The organism is Kosakonia sp. Marseille-Q7440, from assembly GCF_965119485.1.
The window spans coordinates 582,981-599,461 of the sequence record NZ_CBCPLT010000001.1; the positions used below are offsets into that span (position 1 = coordinate 582,981).

The following is a 16,481-nucleotide window of genomic DNA, read 5'->3' on the forward strand; positions in this document are numbered from 1 at the left end:
TTAACAGCAGGCTAATTCAAAATCGAGCCGCTCCGGCACCGTGCCGTGTTCGCTGTCGAGGGGCATAAAACGAATGGCAAAGCGGCTTTTATGGCCGGAGATTTGCGGGTAAAGCCGCGCCTCGAGCGGCAGTTGCAGACGCAGCAGATCGGCATCATCACCGTTATCCTGGTAGAAACCGTTCAGGCTGGTCTGGCGACGATACGGGGCGGCGTTGCGGATCAGATCGAGGATTAATGTCAGGGTAGCGCGCAGCGGTTCCAGGCTCTCCAGCCAGTAGTTGACCTGCGCATCGCGCTGCTCCTGCGGTAAGTGTAACCACATATGCAGCGTCGGCAGATCGAAGCTACAGCAGCCGCCGGGAATGCTTAAGCGCTGGCGTACCAATGCTATCAACCGATCTTCACGTAACATCTGACCAATACGCGGCGCATTCATCAGCACGGCACCGCTCCCTTTCAGCTGTTGGCGGATCTCTTCAATACGGTTGGGATCGACGCCCGGCACTTCGCTCCAGGCTTGCAGTTTACGTTGCTGGCGCTCCAGCTCTTTCAACAATTCAGTACGGGTATCACCGCGCTCGAACACATCCAGCAGATCGCCCACATTACGGAAGAAGTGCAGCGCGCCAGCGTGGTCGCTGACGGGCAAATGGACGGAGAGTTGTTGCAGTAAGAACTCGACACGCAGCCAGGTGCGCATTTTTTCATTCAGCGGATGTTCAAAAAGGATGTGGGTGTGCATTACGGTTTTTCCTGTGATACGGCCTGCGCGGCGAGAGCGAGATAGTGCGCATGCAGGCGGGCAACATCCGATGCGATTGCATCTGGTGCGCCATTATTGTCAATGACATCATCCGCGACCGCAAGCCGCGCATCGCGCGTAGCCTGCGCGGCGAGGATCTGTTCAGCATGTTCGCGGGTCACGCCGTCACGGCGCATGGTGCGTAAAATTTGCGTCTCAACCGGAACGTCAATGACTAATACCCGATCGGCTTTGTGGTAAAGCTGGTTCTCCACCAGCAGTGGAACGACCCACAGCACATACGGTGATGTCGCCCGGGCCATCTGACGCTCGGTCTCTTGCTGAATAAGCGGGTGCAGCAAGCCGTTGAGCCAGCGCTTATCAACGTCAGAGGCAAAAATATGTTCGCGGAGTAAGCGACGATTGAGTGAGCCGTCCGCGAGGATCATTTCATCGCCGAACTTTTCGGCAATAGCGCGTAGCGCAGGGGTGCCAGGCTCCACGACCTGGCGGGCAATCACGTCCGCATCGATAACGTTAACGCCCTGTTTGGCGAACGCGTCCGCCACGGTACTTTTACCGCTGCCAATACCGCCCGTTAACGCGACCTTATACTTCATAACGCTTAATCCTGTAAGGGGCTGCCAGACTCATTCTCTGCTGTTATTTTCGCCACTCATCACAACGAAACCGCAGCAGACTTAGCGTGAAAAAAAGCAAAGCCACTCTTTTTTTATTTATAGGAATCAGTAAGTTGAAAATCAATCAGACAATAAAGAAATCAATTAACTGAAACTGGCATATTCACCAGGTAAATTTATAGGATTGTAGCGTAAAAAAAGAGATTTTCGCAGTCTTGCGCGGTCCTTATTAGTGCGTATGATAGCGTCACTGGAGTTGTGAGTTTGTCTTAGCGCCATTAACCCCAGGAATCCCTACATGCGTATCGAAGAAGATTTGAAGTTAGGTTTCAAAGACGTTCTTATCCGCCCTAAACGTTCCACTCTCAAAAGCCGTTCCGATGTTGAACTGGAACGCGAATTCACTTTCAAGCACTCAGGAATGCGCTGGTCCGGCGTACCGGTTATCGCTGCCAATATGGATACCGTAGGGACATTCGCCATGGCGAAAGCGCTGGCCTCGTTCGATATCCTGACTGCCGTCCACAAGCACTACTCCGTTGAAGAGTGGCGAGCATTTGTGCAGGCGCAGGCCGACTCTGTGCTGCGCCATGTGATGGTTTCAACCGGCACATCCGATGCCGATTTCGAAAAAACCAAACAGATCCTCGCGCTGCATCCGTCACTCAATTTCGTCTGCATTGACGTTGCTAACGGCTACTCCGAACACTTCGTGCAGTTTTTGGCTAAGGCCCGTGAAGCCTGGCCGGACAAAACCATCTGCGCGGGCAACGTCGTAACCGGCGAAATGTGCGAAGAGCTGATCCTCTCCGGCGCCGATATCGTCAAAGTGGGCATTGGCCCTGGCTCTGTCTGCACGACGCGCGTGAAAACCGGCGTCGGTTACCCGCAGCTCTCGGCGGTTATTGAGTGTGCCGATGCGGCGCACGGCCTCGGCGGCCAGATCGTCAGCGACGGCGGTTGCACTGTGCCGGGCGATGTTGCCAAAGCGTTTGGCGGCGGCGCAGACTTCGTGATGCTCGGCGGTATGCTGGCAGGCCATGAAGAGAGCGGCGGCACGCTGATGGAAGAGAACGGCGAGAAGTTTATGCTCTTCTACGGCATGAGTTCTGAGTCCGCGATGAACCGTCACGTTGGTGGTGTGGCAGGCTACCGCGCCGCTGAAGGCAAAACCGTTAAGCTTCCTCTGCGTGGCCCGGTTGAGAACACCGCTCGCGATATCCTCGGTGGTTTACGTTCCGCCTGCACTTACGTCGGCGCCTCGCGTCTGAAAGAGCTGACCAAACGCACCACCTTTATTCGCGTTCAGGAGCAGGAAAACCGCGTTTTCAACAGCCTGTAACTGGCTTGCGGTAAACGCGGTGTAACGCGTTGTACCGCCATCAGCCTGTACCGCCCATCGCATCGCCAAGATGAAAGATGGGCAGGTACATCGCCACCACCAGTACACCAATGATTATCCCTGTCACCACCAGCATCAACGGCTCCAGCACCGCCGCCAGCCCGTCGGCCTGACGCTGCGTCTGTTCACTGTGATACTGCGCCAGATTATCCAGCATGCTGTCGAGCGCGCCTGACAGTTCGCCGGTTCGCACCAGCTGTATGCAAAGCGGTGGAAACTCACCGCTCGCTTTTAACGCGGCAAATATCGGCGCGCCTTCGGTTATCTCCTGCTGCGCGCGCACTAACAGATCCCGCCAGTAGGGGCAGACCACCGTTTCGGCCACGCTCTCCAGCCCCTGTAAAAAGGCGATACCGGCACGCTGGGTGAGCGACAAGACGGTAAAGATCTGGCTCAGGCGCTGCCCGCGCACCAGCGACCCGATGACCGGGCTGGCAAGCAGCAACCGCTGACAGGCACGAAGCCAGTTATCGTTATTACGTAGCCGCAGTAGCAGCGCGCCTGCCAGCATGCTAACCAGCATTAAAGGCAGCGCGCACTGTTTCACTATGCCGGCACCCGCAATCACCCCACGCGTTAATGCCGGCAGCGGCGTATTGAAGGTCTGGTAGATGGCGGCGAACTCCGGCAGCACCAGATAGATCATTGCCAGCACCACCGCCGCGGTTAGCGACAGAATAATCAGCGGGTAGCGCAGCGCTTTTTTCACCTTCAGCTTCAGTTCATGCTGCGCTTTTTGCTGCGCAGCGAGCCTGAAGCAGCACTCGTCCAGCTTGCCGGTCAGTTCTCCGGTGCGGATCATCGCCTGCCAGAGGGGCGGAAAGACCTCCGGCCACTGACGCAGCGCCGCAGAGAAGGTTTCCCCTTCTTCGAGTGCCGCTGACAGGCTGCGCAGCAGCGCCTGCCACTGTCTGGCCGGATGCTGCTCCGCCATCAGCTGTAGCCCTTCCGGCAGTGTCAGCCCGGCCTTAAGCAGGGTGGCAAGCTGGTTGAGTAGCGGCGTACTCTGCTCGGGGCTCCACAAACGCGCGCGCACCGGTCGACGTTTCAGCGTCAGCGGATGACATTGTTGCTGTAGCAGGCACAATGCCGCCGCCGCGCGGCTTTCACTCCAGAGCAGCCCCGCTTGCAGTTCACCGCTATCATCCAGCCCCGACCATTGCCAGAGTTGCCTACTCGCCATGCGGGTAACCCAGTATCCGCACCAGCTCCTCAAAGGTCGTCAGCCCCTGTTCAACCGCCTGGCAACCATGGTGAAAGAGCGTTGTCATGCCCTCTTCACGCGCACACTGCTCAATCTCGTTCACGCTCATGCCGCTGGCAATCGCCTGGCGTATCGGCGGTGTGATGTTGAGGATCTCAAACAGCGCCACCCGGCCGTAGAAACCGTGATAACAGGCTTCACACCCCTGAGCGCGCCAGCGTGGCAGCGGGCGTGACCAGACGTTAGCAGGCAGATGAATGCTCTCTGTCGCCAGCTTGCGGCAGTGGGGGCAGAGCTTACGCACCAGCCGCTGGGCAACCACCAGCGATAACGCCGAAGAGATCATCCAGCGGGCCACCCCCATCTGTTCAATCCGCACCAATGTTTCGCTGGTGGAGTTAGTATGCAGCGTCGACAGCACCAGGTGACCCGTCTGCGCAGCCTTGATGGCAATCTCGGCGGTTTCACCATCGCGGATCTCGCCGACCATAATGACGTCGGGATCCTGGCGTAGCAGGGCGCGCAGCACACTCTGAAAAGTGAGCCCGGCGCGTGGAGCTATCTGGGTTTGATTCAGACCCGCCAGCGGGATCTCGACCGGATCTTCCACGCTACAAAGATTAACCTCCGGCTTATTACGCGCCTGCAATGCGCTGTAGAGCGTGACGGTTTTTCCGCTGCCCGTGGGACCGGTTACCAGCAGTAAACCTTGCGGCTGCGCCAGCGCGGCGTTGAACTGTGCCAGCTGCGCGTCAGTCATGCCGAGCGCGGGCAGCGCCAGCGCCTGGTTTACCTGGTGCAGCAGCCGCAGCACCACTTTCTCGCCGTGACGGCAGGGCAGTGTAGCAATACGAAACGATACCGGCTGATCGGCGAGGGTGACGGTAAACTGCCCATCCTGCGGCAGTCGCCGCTCGGCGATATCCAGATTGCCCATTACTTTTAACCGGGCGGTCAGGGTATCGGAGAGGGTGCAGGGCAGGGGCGACAGCGGATGGAGCACGCCATCCACCCGCAGGCGGATCGCGTAGTGCATCTCGCCCGGCTCGAAATGGATATCCGATGCGCGCAGCATCAGCGCTTGTTGCAGCGTATGGTTGATGATCTCAACCGCCGAGCCGCTCTCCTCGGTGAGTGCGGCACTTGCCGCAGGTAGTGACTGCGCGGCGAGCTGTTGATGCTTTTCCATTTCATCCTGCGTCCAGCAGCGGATATCAACACGCTGCTGGGCAACGAAACTGAGTGACTCCATTAGCTCCATGCTCGGGCTGCCTACAACCGCGATAACCAGCGCTTCATCATCTTTGCTCAGTAATGCCGCGTTATGGCGGCGGCACAGCGCCTCGAGTTTGTTCTCTTTCATCAGATATCCTTATCGACCGGTACGGAAAACGTCTTCGCACGCCTGCTGCAGCGCACCGTCTGCCTCGGTATTACAGCTGCGCGTCCATCCCTGAATGCCATTTGCGCTGCTCCATTGCGGTGTCATCACCACGCTTAAACCGTTAAGACTCTCCTGGCCGGTGAGCGAGACCACGCCTTTGGCAACGCTGAGCGCGGCGACATAACGCGTCGTCGTTGGAGAGGGGATGCCATTACTGCTGGCGTCGCAGCTATCGACGCCGCCGCGCTCCAGCGCGCAGAGCTCGACGGCGGTGCGGTAGGGGACAAAGGTTTGCAGCATGTCCGTTAGCGCCGCTTTGCGCAGGTAGTTTTGATAGGCGGGAATGCCGATGGCGCTCAGAATGGCGACAATGCCAATCACCACCATCAGCTCAATGAGGGTAAATCCGTGTTGTCTGTTCATAGACGGCTCCTTATGCAGAGCCGTTACTGTGTCAGGGGGTGAAAAGCGGTGCGAGCGGCAAAAGAGCAGCCCGGAAAGTGGCTTCCGGCGTTTTTACTGCTGTTGCATAACAGGACAGTGTTGTTGCGAGATAAGCCGCAAAAAACGGGCCAGCGGCCCGTAAGAGTGGCGGCGGATCAGCGAAAACGCATCGAGAGATCGAGGGCGCGGACGTGTTTTGTCAGTGCGCCGACAGAGATGTAATCGACGCCGGTTTGCGCAAATTCGCGCAGCGTCTGTTCGGTAACATTGCCGGAGACTTCCAGTTTTGCCTGACCGTTGGCCCGTTTTACCGCTTCGCGCATCTGCTCGGGTGCGAAGTTATCCAGCATGATGATATCGGCACCCGCCTTCAGCGCATCATCGAACTCTTCCAGCGTCTCGACTTCAACCTCAACCGGCACATCGGGGTGCAGCCAGAAGGCTTTCTCTACCGCGTTGCGCACTGAGCCTGCGGCGATAATGTGGTTCTCTTTGATCAGAAACGCATCGGAAAGCCCGAGACGATGATTCGCGCCACCGCCGCAGAGCACCGCATATTTCAGCGCCGTGCGCAGGCCGGGCAGGGTTTTGCGCGTATCAAGCAGTTGTGTTTTGGTGCCCTCCAGCAGGGCAACATAGTTGCGCACCGCGCTGGCGACGCCGGAGAGCGTCTGCACGAAGTTGAGCGCCGTACGTTCACCGGTGAGCAGCACGCGCGAAGGGCCATCCAGCTCAAACAGCGGCTGATCGGCGTGCACCGTGTCGCCATCCGCAACGTGCCAGGTGAGCGTCACGTCGTCGCCCGCCAGCTGTATAAACACCTCTTCAACCCAGCGTTTACCGCAGAACACCCCCTCTTCACGGGTGATCACTACCGCATGGGAGCGATTCTCTGGCGGTAATAATTGCGCGGTAATGTCGTTATTCGCATCGACTTCTCCACCCAGATCTTCGCGCAGCGCCAGTGCGACGGCGGCAGGAATATCCAGTTCGATGCGTTTTAGCAACGCGTCACGGCGAAGGTCGGGGTTGTAGCGGCGAGGCGGCATGATAGGCTCCAAAAAGTGTAACGAATCACAAAGTTAGCGTTTGGTTGTGCAGCTCCGGCATTATGGGAGGCGGCCTAAGCATGCTACTCTGAAGCGTGTTTCAGCACCATCCTCTATAAGGAGTTCCTTATGCAGTTACGCAAGGGTTGGCTGGTGGAGGCGCGGCATGTGCCCTCTCCGCATTATGATTGCCGCCCGGACGATGAGTCGCCATCACTGTTGGTGGTACATAATATCAGCCTGCCTCCAGGCGAGTTTGGCGGCCCGTGGATTGACGCGCTCTTTACCGGCACGCTGGACCCCAGCGCCGATCCCTATTTTGCCGGCATTGCTCATCTTCGCGTTTCTGCGCACTGTCTGATTCGCCGCGACGGAGAAATAGTGCAATATGTGCCTTTCGATAAGCGCGCCTGGCATGCGGGCGTCTCCTCTTATCAGGGGCGCGAGCGCTGTAACGATTTCTCAATCGGTATTGAGCTTGAGGGAACGGACGACCTGGCGTATACCGACGCGCAGTACCGCCAGCTGGCGGCGGTGACACGAACGGTGATTGAGCTTTACCCGGCGATTGCCGACAATATGACCGGACATAGCGATATCGCGCCTGAACGTAAGACCGACCCCGGCCCTGCGTTTGACTGGGCCAAATTTCGCGCCCTGGTCGCCGCGTTGTCAGAAAAGGAGATGCCATGACGTTATTCACCATGCTGCTGGTACTGGCAGCGGAGCGGCTGTTTAAACTGGGAGAGCACTGGCAGCTGGACCACCGGCTGGAGGTGCTGTTCCGGCGCATCAAGCGCTATTCGATGCTGAGAACGCTGTTAATGACGGCGTTAGCCATGCTGGTGACCTTCCTGATTCTGCGCGCGCTGCTGGGGATGTTTTTCAACGTCCCGCTGCTGGTGGTGTGGATCCTGATTGGCCTGCTGTGCATCGGCGCGGGCAAAGTGCGGTTGCACTACCACGCCTATCTGAAAGCGGCGGCGCGCAACGACAGCCGCGCCCATATGGCGATGGCCAGCGAGCTGACGTTGATTCACGGTGTGCCGCCCGGATGCGACGAGCGAGAGTTCCTGCGCGAATTGCAGAATGCGCTGCTGTGGATCAACTTCCGCTTCTACCTCGCGCCGCTGTTCTGGTTTGTGGTGGGTGGCCCCTGGGGGCCGGTATTGCTGGTCGGATACGCCTTTTTGCGCGCATGGCAATACTGGCTGGCGCGCTTTCAGACGCCGACCGAGCGGCAGCAATCGGGCATCGACGCGATTTTACATCTGCTGGACTGGATACCGGTGCGCCTTGCGGGCGTGGTCTATGCGCTGATCGGCCATGGTGAGAAAGCGCTGCCGGCCTGGTTTGCCTCGCTCGGCGATACCCATACCTCGCAATATCATGTGTTAACGCGGCTGGCGCAGTTCTCGCTGGCGCGCGAGTCGCATCATGATAAGGTCGCCACGCCGAAAGCGGCGGTGTCGATGGCGAAGAAGACCTCGTTTGCCGTGGTCGTGGTGGTGGCGGTACTGACGATTTACGGCACGCTGATGTAACCGCGTGCCGCCGGTTTACTGATTATCCGCCGCCGGGATGCCGAAGTCAGGCATCCCGTTTTCCTGCCAGCGAATCGTTTTCAGGCGCGTATGGCGGTTGGGATCGTAGAGCGGATCGCCCTCAATTTCGGTGTAGTTACGCGCGTGATAGACCAGCACATCTTCCCCCTCCGGCGTCTGCGTAAAGCTATTGTGTCCCGGGCCATACTGGCGGTTTTCATAACTGGTTTTAAACACCGGCTCTGGCGATTTATGCCAGTTTTGCGGCTCAAGTGGGTTGGCGTCGAGATCGATCCACAGCAGCCCCATGCAGTAGTTCTCGTCCGTCGCGCTGGCAGAGTAGCTGATAAAGAGCTTATCGTTGTGAAACAGCACCGCCGGGCCTTCGTTAACCAGAAAGCCGCGGCACTCCCACGCGAACTCCGGTTTGCTTAACATCACCGGCTCGCCTTTCAGCGTCCACGGGTTTTCCATCTCCGCCAGATAGAGATTGGAGTTGCCCGCAATATCCGGCGCTTTTTGCGCCCAGAGATACCAGCGCTTGCCCTGATGGACAAAGGTGGTGGCATCCAGCGCAAAGGTGTCGAACGGCGTCTTAACCTGGCCTTTCTCAACCCATTTTCCGCTGAGCGGATCGGCATCGGCGCACTCGAGCACAAACATGCGGTGCTGGAACATATTCAGCTTATCGAGCGCCTTTGTTCCAGCGGCGGCAAAGTATAAATACCATTTGCCTTCAATATGATGCAGCTCCGGCGCCCAGATAAGCTCGCTCATCGGCCCGCTTTGCGGTTTACGCCACACGACCGCCCCTTCGGCGCTGCGCAGCCCGTCAAGCGTGGCGGCGCGGCGGATCTCGAGGCGGTCGTACTCCGGCACCGAGGCGACAAAGTAGTAGTGGTCCTGATGGCGCAGAATAAACGGGTCTGCGCGCTGTTCAATAAAGGGGTTCGGCCAGGTTTTCATTATGCATTCCTTACGTTTTTCGCCGCCGGTACGCTCTGGCTGTCGCTCAGTTCGTGGTAGTTAATGCGGCGTTTTTCCAGATCCGCCTGGATCTGTTTCATCAATTCACGGTCTACTTTCAGCAGACGAACCACGCCTGCGGTGATGAGATATCCGACGCCCGGGATCACCGTAAACAGCAGCATAATGCCGTTGATGGCGCTGGCGCTCTGCTGTTTGGCACCGGCATCGTAGCCATACCAGGAGAGCAGGAAACCAACCATCGCGCCCGCTACCGCCAGCCCGACTTTCAGGAAGAAGAGGTTGCCGGAAAAGCTGATGCCGGTGATACGTTTGCCGGTTTTCCACTCGCCGTAATCATCGACATCGGCCATCAGCGACCAGTGCAGCGGGGAGGGGATCTGGTGCAGGATGTTGAGCAGGAAGTAGAGCACCGCAATCATCACCGTCGCGCGCGGGTCGAGGAAGTAGAAGCCGCAGGAAAAAATCGCCAGCGCGATATTGGTCCAGAAGAAGACTTTCAGTTTGCACCAGCGGTCGGTCAGCACTTTTGCCAGCATGCTACCGAACATCATGCCGACCACGCCGAGGCTGATAAACAGCGTGGCGAAGTGGGTGCTCTCCTGCATCACCCAGGTGACGTAGTACATGGTGGCGGCCATACGGATAAAGCCGGGGCAGACGTTGCACAGCGTCAGCAGCAGAATGCGCACCCACTGATCGTTCTTCCATACGTCCTTGAAATCTTTCTTCAGATCGTCATTGGTCGGCACCGCCGGGCGCACACGCTCGCGCACAGTAGCAAAGCAGTACAGGAACATACACATGCCGATAAATGCCAGCACCGTCATCGCCATCTGGTAGCCCTTGGCTTTATCCGCGCCGCCGAACCACTCCGCCATTGGCAGCAGCGTCAGCGACAGCAGCAGCGTCGCGATACCAACCATCACAAAGCGGTAAGACTGGCAGGCCACGCGCTCTTTCGGATCGTTGGTGATAACGCCACCCAGTGAGCAGTAGGGAATATTGATGGCGGTATAGGTGAGGGAGAGCAGGAAGTAGGTGACAAAGGCATAGATAACTTTGCTGCTGTAGGTCCACTCCGGCGTGGTAAACATCAGCACGCTAAAGACCGCGTAAGGCACCGCAATCCACAGTAGCCACGGGCGAAAACGGCCATATTTGCTTTGCGTGCGGTCGGCCAGCGCGCCCATTAACGGGTCGGTGATGGCATCAATAACGCGAATCGACAGCAGCAGCACGCCGACCAGCGCGGGAGCCAGACCGAAGATATCGGTGTAAAAATAGTTCACAAACAGCATGATAGCGCCAAAGATGATGTTGCATCCGGCGTCGCCCATGCCATAACCAATCTTCTCTTTAACAGACAGTTTATTGGTGTCCATCGACGGGTCTCCCTCTGAGGTATGAGTTCGATTATTCGCCCGTAAATTTTTATTTGCGTAGCAGGATCACGCCGCAGAGATGGACAAAATGGCTACGTAAAGGAAAGTGTGAGGAAGATAACATTGGTTTAACAACCCTCTCCCGGGCGGGAGAGGGGAGGGCAGAAGGGGATTAGTGTGCTTTCACCGCTTTTGCATTTTTCTGTCGTACCAGGTAGCCGACGCCAAGAATGGCAATCCACACCGGGATAAGCCACACGGAGATCGCCATACCCGGCGTCATCACCATGATAACCAGCACCGCCGCCATAAAGATCAGGCAGATCCAGTTCCCCAGCGGGTAGAAGAGCGCCGGGAAGCGCGGTTTCACGCCCTGTTGCTGCTTCGCACGACGAAAACGCATGTGCGCGAGGCTGATCATCGCCCAGTTAATCACCAGCGCGGAGACCACCAGCGCCATCAGCAGCCCAAAGGCGGATTCCGGTGCGAGGTAGTTAATCAGCACGCAGAGCGCGGTGAAGAGTGCAGAGACGAGGATGGTGTTTACCGGCACGCCGCGCTTGTCGGTTTTTTGCAGCATTTTCGGCGCGTTGCCCTGTTTTGCCAGGCCAAACAGCATGCGGCTGTTGCAGTAAACGCAGCTGTTGTAGACCGACAGCGCCGCCGTCAGCACCACGATATTCAGCGCATTGGCTACAAAGGAATCGCCAAGTTCATGGAAGATCAGTACAAACGGGCTGGTGTCAGCCGTTACGCGGGTCCACGGCAGCAGGGAGAGCAGCACCGCCAGCGAGCCGATATAGAAGATCAGGATGCGGTAGATAACCTGGTTGGTTGCTTTGGGAATGCTCTGCTCCGGGTTATCCGCTTCCGCCGCGGTGATACCGACCAGCTCCAGCCCGCCGAAGGAGAACATGATGATCGCCATCATCATTACCAGGCCGCCGATGCCGTGCGGCAGGAAGCCGCCCTGTTCCCATAAGTTGCGAACCGTCGCCTGCGGGCCTGCGCTGTCGCTAAACAGCAGCCAGCCGCCGAAGAGGATCATCGCCACCACGGCCACCACTTTGATAATGGCAAACCAGAACTCCATCTCGCCGAACACTTTTACGTTGGTCAGGTTGATGGCGTTGATAACGACAAAGAAGACGGCAGCGGAAGCCCAGGTAGGAATTTCCGGCCACCAGAACTGGACATATTTACCGACCGCCGTCAGTTCGGCCATGGCGACCAGCACGTAGAGCACCCAGTAGTTCCAGCCGGAGGCGAAACCGGCAAAACTGCCCCAGTATTTGTAAGCGAAATGGCTGAAGGAGCCGGCAACGGGCTCTTCGACCACCATCTCACCGAGCTGGCGCATAATCAGAAACGCGATAAAACCGGCAATGGCGTAGCCGAGAATAATGCCGGGACCGGCCGACTGGATGACTGACGCGCTGCCCAGAAACAGCCCAGTCCCAATAGCACCGCCCAGCGCGATAAGCTGTATATGGCGGTTCTTAAGGCCGCGCTTTAGCTGATCGCCGTGCTGTTGACCTTCCATTATGAAACCTCGTGTGTGGTTATTATGTTTACGCTATGTTTGAGCGTGTAATGAATAAGTTCCATTTATATGTATTTTTTGCTTTACGAAGCGGCAGGGTAATTTTGAGTTAAGACCTTTCGCATGCCAAAGAATAGTGGTAAGCGAAAGGGAATGCATCTGCTTTATGACGCGGACATGACGAGCTGACGAAAAAAAGAGCGCCGGCAAATAACCCTCTTACCCCCTCATCGGAAAACATCCCTCTTTTTATTCATAAGAAGTGAATAAAAAATCATCTATTGAACAACTGAATCGGTTCAAATTCAGCAATTTGCGTTTCGGGAAAGTTAAAACTCACTCTTAAGGGGTAAACGAGTCATTTGCGTAAGGTTACATCTTTGAAACGCCATTTCTGTTTGGTTGTTAAAATGTGCGTGCTTTCCTGATTTCAATCAAAACCTGTATGGACAGAAGGTGAATACTTTGTTACTTTAGCGTCAACACTATGAAATTGGTAAGACCAATTTACTCCGGGCGAGTGGCAGAGACAGGGAACAATGGCCTACAGCAAAATCCGCCAACCTAAACTTTCCGATGTGATTGAGCAGCAACTGGAGTTTTTAATTCTCGAGGGCACACTCCGTCCCGGTGAAAAACTTCCTCCAGAGCGCGAACTGGCCAAACAGTTCGACGTTTCTCGTCCTTCACTGCGCGAGGCCATCCAGCGTCTCGAAGCGAAAGGCCTGCTCCTACGTCGCCAGGGTGGCGGGACCTTTGTCCAAAGCAGTCTGTGGCAGAGCTTCAGCGATCCGCTGGTCGAGCTTCTGACCGATCATCCCGAATCCCAATTTGATCTTCTCGAAACGCGCCATGCACTGGAAGGTATCGCTGCTTATTACGCGGCGCTTCGCAGCACCGACGAAGACAAAGTGCGGATTGGCGAGCTGCATCGCGCTATCGAGCTGGCTCAACAGTCGGGCGATCTGGACGCGGAGTCGAGCGCGGTCGTGCAGTATCAAATCGCCGTAACGGAAGCGGCACATAATGTAGTCCTGCTTCATCTGCTACGCTGCATGGAGCCGATGCTGGCGCAGAACGTTCGTCAAAACTTCGAACTGCTCTACGCCCGCCGCGAGATGCTACCTCTGGTCAGCAACCATCGCGCGAGTATCTTCGCCGCGATCATGGCTGGCAAACCGGAAGAGGCGCGTGAAGCGTCGCACCGCCATCTGGCGTTTATCGAAGAGATTTTGCTGGATCGCAGCCGTGAACAGAGTCGTCGTGAACGCTCTCTGCGTCGGCTGGAGCAGCGCAAGAATTAGAATTTTCTGGCGCAAATTGTGCTGGAAGAGTTGTAACAACAGCGCCAACTTTTAGAGCGCGGCAACTAAACGCAGAACCTGTCTTATTGCATTTTTACGAACCTTTACAGGCGGTCAGAGTGCAATGGGACAGGTTCCAGACAATCAACGATTAGATAGATAAGGAATACCCCCCATGTCAGAACGTTTACAAAATGACGTGGATCCGATCGAAACTCGCGACTGGCTACAGGCGATCGAATCGGTCATCCGTGAAGAAGGTGTTGAGCGTGCTCAGTATCTGATTGACCAGCTCCTTTCTGAAGCCCGCAAAGGCGGTGTGAAAGTGGCAGCTGGCACAGGGGCGAGCAACTACGTAAACACTATTGCCGTTGAAGATGAACCGGAATACCCGGGCAATCTGGAACTGGAACGCCGTATTCGTTCAGCTATCCGCTGGAACGCAATCATGACGGTTCTGCGTGCGTCTAAAAAAGACCTCGAGCTGGGCGGTCACATGGCCTCCTTCCAGTCTTCCGCAACCATTTACGAAGTCTGCTTCAACCACTTCTTCCGCGCTCGTAACGAGAAAGACGGCGGCGATCTGGTGTACTTCCAGGGCCACATCTCTCCGGGCGTGTACGCACGTGCATTTGTTGAAGGTCGTCTGACTGAAGAGCAGATGAACAACTTCCGTCAGGAAGTTCACGGTAAAGGCCTCTCTTCTTATCCGCACCCGAAACTGATGCCGGAATTCTGGCAGTTCCCGACCGTTTCCATGGGTCTGGGCCCGATTGGTGCGATCTATCAGGCGAAGTTCCTGAAATATCTGGAACACCGTGGTCTGAAAGATACCTCTGAACAGACCGTTTACGCCTTCCTCGGCGATGGCGAGATGGATGAGCCGGAATCCAAAGGCGCGATCACTATCGCGACCCGTGAGAAACTGGACAACCTCTGCTTCATCATCAACTGTAACCTGCAGCGTCTTGATGGCCCGGTCACCGGTAACGGCAAAATCATCAACGAACTGGAAGGCATCTTCGCAGGTGCTGGCTGGAACGTAATCAAGGTGATGTGGGGTTCTCGTTGGGACGAGCTGCTGCGTAAAGACACCAGCGGTAAACTGATCCAGCTGATGAACGAAACCGTTGACGGCGACTACCAGACCTTCAAATCGAAAGATGGTGCGTACGTTCGCGAACACTTCTTCGGTAAATACCCGGAAACCGCCGCACTGGTTGCAGACTGGAGCGACGAGCAGATCTGGGCACTGAACCGCGGTGGTCACGATCCGAAGAAAATCTACGCTGCACTGAAAAAAGCGCAGGAAACCAAAGGCAAAGCAACTGTCATCCTGGCCCACACCGTTAAAGGTTATGGCATGGGCGACACCGCCGAAGGTAAAAACATCGCCCACCAGGTGAAGAAAATGAACATGGACGGCGTGCGTTATATCCGCGACCGCTTCAATGTTCCGGTGACCGATGAGCAAGTTGAAAAACTCTCTTACCTCACCTTCGCTGAAGGCTCTGAAGAGCACAAATATCTGCACGAACGTCGCCAGGCGCTGAAAGGCTACCTGCCGTCACGTCAGCCGAACTTCACCGAAAAACTGGATCTGCCTGCGCTGGAAGACTTCTCTCAGCTGCTGGAAGAGCAGAACAAAGAGATCTCCACCACTATCGCTTTCGTTCGTGCCCTGAACGTGATGCTGAAGAACAAGTCGATCAAAGATCGCCTGGTTCCGATCATCGCCGACGAAGCGCGTACCTTTGGTATGGAAGGTCTGTTCCGTCAGATTGGTATTTACAGCCCGAACGGCCAGCAGTACACCCCGCAGGACCGTGAGCAGGTTGCTTACTACAAAGAAGACGAGAAAGGCCAGATCCTGCAGGAAGGTATCAACGAACTGGGTGCTGGCGCATCCTGGCTGGCGGCTGCGACCTCTTACAGCACCAACAACCTGCCGATGATTCCGTTCTACATCTACTACTCGATGTTCGGTTTCCAGCGTATCGGTGATCTGTGCTGGCAGGCAGGCGACCAGCAGGCTCGCGGCTTCCTGGTAGGCGGTACTTCTGGTCGTACAACGCTGAACGGTGAAGGTCTGCAGCACGAAGATGGTCATAGCCACATTCAGTCGCTGACTATCCCGAACTGTATCTCTTACGATCCGTCTTACGCTTACGAAGTTGCGGTCATCATGCATGACGGTCTGCAGCGCATGTACGGTGAGAAACAAGAGAACGTTTACTACTACATCACCACGCTGAACGAAAACTACCACATGCCGGCAATGCCGGAAGGTGCCGAGGAAGGTATCCGTAAAGGTATCTACAAACTCGAAACCGTTGCGGGTAACAAAGGTAAAGTTCAGCTGCTGGGCTCCGGTTCTATCCTGCGTCACGTTCGTGAAGCAGCGCAGATCCTGGCTAACGACTACGGCGTAGGTTCTGACGTTTATAGCGTCACCTCCTTCACTGAACTGGCGCGTGATGGCCAGGATTGTGAACGCTGGAACATGCTGCACCCGCTGGAAACTCCGCGCGTTCCGTACATCGCTCAGGTGATGAACGACGCTCCGGCTGTAGCATCTACTGACTATATGAAACTGTTCGCCGAACAGGTTCGTACTTATGTACCGGCTGATGATTACCGCGTACTGGGTACCGATGGCTTCGGTCGTTCCGACAGCCGTGAAAACCTGCGTCACCACTTCGAAGTTGATGCTTCTTACGTGGTTGTAGCAGCCCTGGGCGAACTGGCTAAACGTGGCGAAATCGACAAGAAAGTGGTGGCGGAAGCGATCACCAAATTCAACATCGATGCAGATAAAGTTAACCCGCGTCTGGCGTAAGAGGTAAAGAG

Annotated in this window: 14 protein-coding genes; 5 read left to right on the plus strand and 9 right to left on the minus strand. The window is 56.4% G+C overall.

Features of this window, described 5'->3' with window-relative positions; translation table 11 throughout:
• Window positions 1-744, minus strand: a complete 744-nt coding sequence (gene zapD, locus ACWPW2_RS02605) for a cell division protein ZapD (RefSeq protein WP_312119231.1) — start codon at window positions 742-744, stop codon at window positions 1-3.
• Entirely contained in the window at window positions 744-1,364 is a 621-nt protein-coding gene (coaE, locus tag ACWPW2_RS02610) for a dephospho-CoA kinase (protein ID WP_023480460.1), read from the minus strand. The genes zapD and coaE overlap by 1 nt, the downstream gene beginning before the upstream one ends.
• Before the next feature lie 319 nt (window positions 1,365-1,683).
• On the opposite strand from coaE, the gene ACWPW2_RS02615 reads away from it, so the two are divergent.
• Window positions 1,684-2,727, plus strand: a complete 1,044-nt coding sequence (locus ACWPW2_RS02615; protein ID WP_023480391.1) for a GMP reductase — start codon at window positions 1,684-1,686, stop codon at window positions 2,725-2,727.
• A 40-nt stretch (window positions 2,728-2,767) separates the two neighbouring features.
• Here ACWPW2_RS02615 and hofC read toward each other — a convergent pair whose 3' ends face one another.
• The 4 genes from hofC to nadC all read right to left on the minus strand — a co-directional run bounded on the left by hofC (window position 2,768) and on the right by nadC (window position 6,868).
• Window positions 2,768-3,970: a protein transport protein HofC gene (gene hofC / locus ACWPW2_RS02620; protein WP_454121543.1), complete on the minus strand. Its 1,203-nt coding sequence runs from the start codon at window positions 3,968-3,970 to the stop codon at window positions 2,768-2,770.
• Complete coding sequence (gene gspE / locus ACWPW2_RS02625) at window positions 3,960-5,354, minus strand: type II secretion system protein GspE (protein WP_454121544.1); 1,395 nt, start codon at window positions 5,352-5,354, stop codon at window positions 3,960-3,962. Before gspE ends, hofC begins: the two co-directional genes overlap by 11 nt.
• 9 nt (window positions 5,355-5,363) lie before the next feature.
• Window positions 5,364-5,798: a prepilin peptidase-dependent pilin gene (gene ppdD / locus ACWPW2_RS02630; RefSeq protein WP_454121545.1), complete on the minus strand. Its 435-nt coding sequence runs from the start codon at window positions 5,796-5,798 to the stop codon at window positions 5,364-5,366.
• A gap of 176 nt (window positions 5,799-5,974) precedes the next feature.
• Window positions 5,975-6,868, minus strand: a complete 894-nt coding sequence (gene nadC / locus ACWPW2_RS02635) for a carboxylating nicotinate-nucleotide diphosphorylase (RefSeq protein ID WP_270221313.1) — start codon at window positions 6,866-6,868, stop codon at window positions 5,975-5,977.
• Between the two features lie 129 nt (window positions 6,869-6,997).
• On the opposite strand from nadC, the gene ampD reads away from it, so the two are divergent.
• The gene (gene ampD, locus ACWPW2_RS02640) at window positions 6,998-7,561 is read left to right on the plus strand and encodes a 1,6-anhydro-N-acetylmuramyl-L-alanine amidase AmpD (protein WP_023480445.1); all 564 of its coding nucleotides are present in this window, start codon (window positions 6,998-7,000) and stop codon (window positions 7,559-7,561) included.
• On the plus strand, window positions 7,558-8,412 hold the full coding sequence (ampE, locus tag ACWPW2_RS02645) for a beta-lactamase regulator AmpE (RefSeq protein WP_454121546.1): 855 nt from the start codon (window positions 7,558-7,560) through the stop codon (window positions 8,410-8,412). Before ampD ends, ampE begins: the two co-directional genes overlap by 4 nt.
• A gap of 15 nt (window positions 8,413-8,427) precedes the next feature.
• Here ampE and ACWPW2_RS02650 read toward each other — a convergent pair whose 3' ends face one another.
• The 3 genes from ACWPW2_RS02650 to aroP all read right to left on the minus strand — a co-directional run bounded on the left by ACWPW2_RS02650 (window position 8,428) and on the right by aroP (window position 12,327).
• Complete coding sequence (locus ACWPW2_RS02650; protein WP_454121547.1) at window positions 8,428-9,378, minus strand: glycoside hydrolase family 43 protein; 951 nt, start codon at window positions 9,376-9,378, stop codon at window positions 8,428-8,430.
• Entirely contained in the window at window positions 9,378-10,784 is a 1,407-nt protein-coding gene (locus ACWPW2_RS02655) for a glycoside-pentoside-hexuronide (GPH):cation symporter (RefSeq protein ID WP_454121548.1), read from the minus strand. The genes ACWPW2_RS02650 and ACWPW2_RS02655 overlap by 1 nt, the downstream gene beginning before the upstream one ends.
• Window positions 10,785-10,956: 172 nt before the next feature.
• The gene (gene aroP, locus ACWPW2_RS02660) at window positions 10,957-12,327 is read right to left on the minus strand and encodes an aromatic amino acid transporter AroP (RefSeq protein WP_076768886.1); all 1,371 of its coding nucleotides are present in this window, start codon (window positions 12,325-12,327) and stop codon (window positions 10,957-10,959) included.
• A 539-nt stretch (window positions 12,328-12,866) separates the two neighbouring features.
• Between aroP and pdhR the strand changes: the two genes are divergently transcribed.
• Window positions 12,867-13,631 carry a pyruvate dehydrogenase complex transcriptional repressor PdhR gene (gene pdhR, locus ACWPW2_RS02665; protein ID WP_023480248.1) on the plus strand — a complete coding sequence of 255 codons (765 nt, stop codon included), beginning with the start codon at window positions 12,867-12,869 and terminating at the stop codon, window positions 13,629-13,631.
• 175 nt (window positions 13,632-13,806) lie between these two features.
• Window positions 13,807-16,470 (plus strand): pyruvate dehydrogenase (acetyl-transferring), homodimeric type, encoded by a 2,664-nt coding sequence (aceE, locus tag ACWPW2_RS02670; protein ID WP_023480311.1) that lies wholly within the window; start codon window positions 13,807-13,809, stop codon window positions 16,468-16,470.
• Window positions 16,471-16,481 lie beyond the last annotated feature (11 nt).

Coding starts and splice junctions, on each gene's coding strand:
- zapD (WP_312119231.1), bottom strand. CDS start 744: ATGCACACCCACATCCTTTTTGAACATCCGCTGAATGAAAAAATGCGC.
- coaE (WP_023480460.1), bottom strand. CDS start 1,364: ATGAAGTATAAGGTCGCGTTAACGGGCGGTATTGGCAGCGGTAAAAGT.
- ACWPW2_RS02615 (WP_023480391.1), top strand. CDS start 1,684: ATGCGTATCGAAGAAGATTTGAAGTTAGGTTTCAAAGACGTTCTTATC.
- hofC (WP_454121543.1), bottom strand. CDS start 3,970: ATGGCGAGTAGGCAACTCTGGCAATGGTCGGGGCTGGATGATAGCGGT.
- gspE (WP_454121544.1), bottom strand. CDS start 5,354: ATGAAAGAGAACAAACTCGAGGCGCTGTGCCGCCGCCATAACGCGGCA.
- ppdD (WP_454121545.1), bottom strand. CDS start 5,798: ATGAACAGACAACACGGATTTACCCTCATTGAGCTGATGGTGGTGATT.
- nadC (WP_270221313.1), bottom strand. CDS start 6,868: ATGCCGCCTCGCCGCTACAACCCCGACCTTCGCCGTGACGCGTTGCTA.
- ampD (WP_023480445.1), top strand. CDS start 6,998: ATGCAGTTACGCAAGGGTTGGCTGGTGGAGGCGCGGCATGTGCCCTCT.
- ampE (WP_454121546.1), top strand. CDS start 7,558: ATGACGTTATTCACCATGCTGCTGGTACTGGCAGCGGAGCGGCTGTTT.
- ACWPW2_RS02650 (WP_454121547.1), bottom strand. CDS start 9,378: ATGAAAACCTGGCCGAACCCCTTTATTGAACAGCGCGCAGACCCGTTT.
- ACWPW2_RS02655 (WP_454121548.1), bottom strand. CDS start 10,784: ATGGACACCAATAAACTGTCTGTTAAAGAGAAGATTGGTTATGGCATG.
- aroP (WP_076768886.1), bottom strand. CDS start 12,327: ATGGAAGGTCAACAGCACGGCGATCAGCTAAAGCGCGGCCTTAAGAAC.
- pdhR (WP_023480248.1), top strand. CDS start 12,867: ATGGCCTACAGCAAAATCCGCCAACCTAAACTTTCCGATGTGATTGAG.
- aceE (WP_023480311.1), top strand. CDS start 13,807: ATGTCAGAACGTTTACAAAATGACGTGGATCCGATCGAAACTCGCGAC.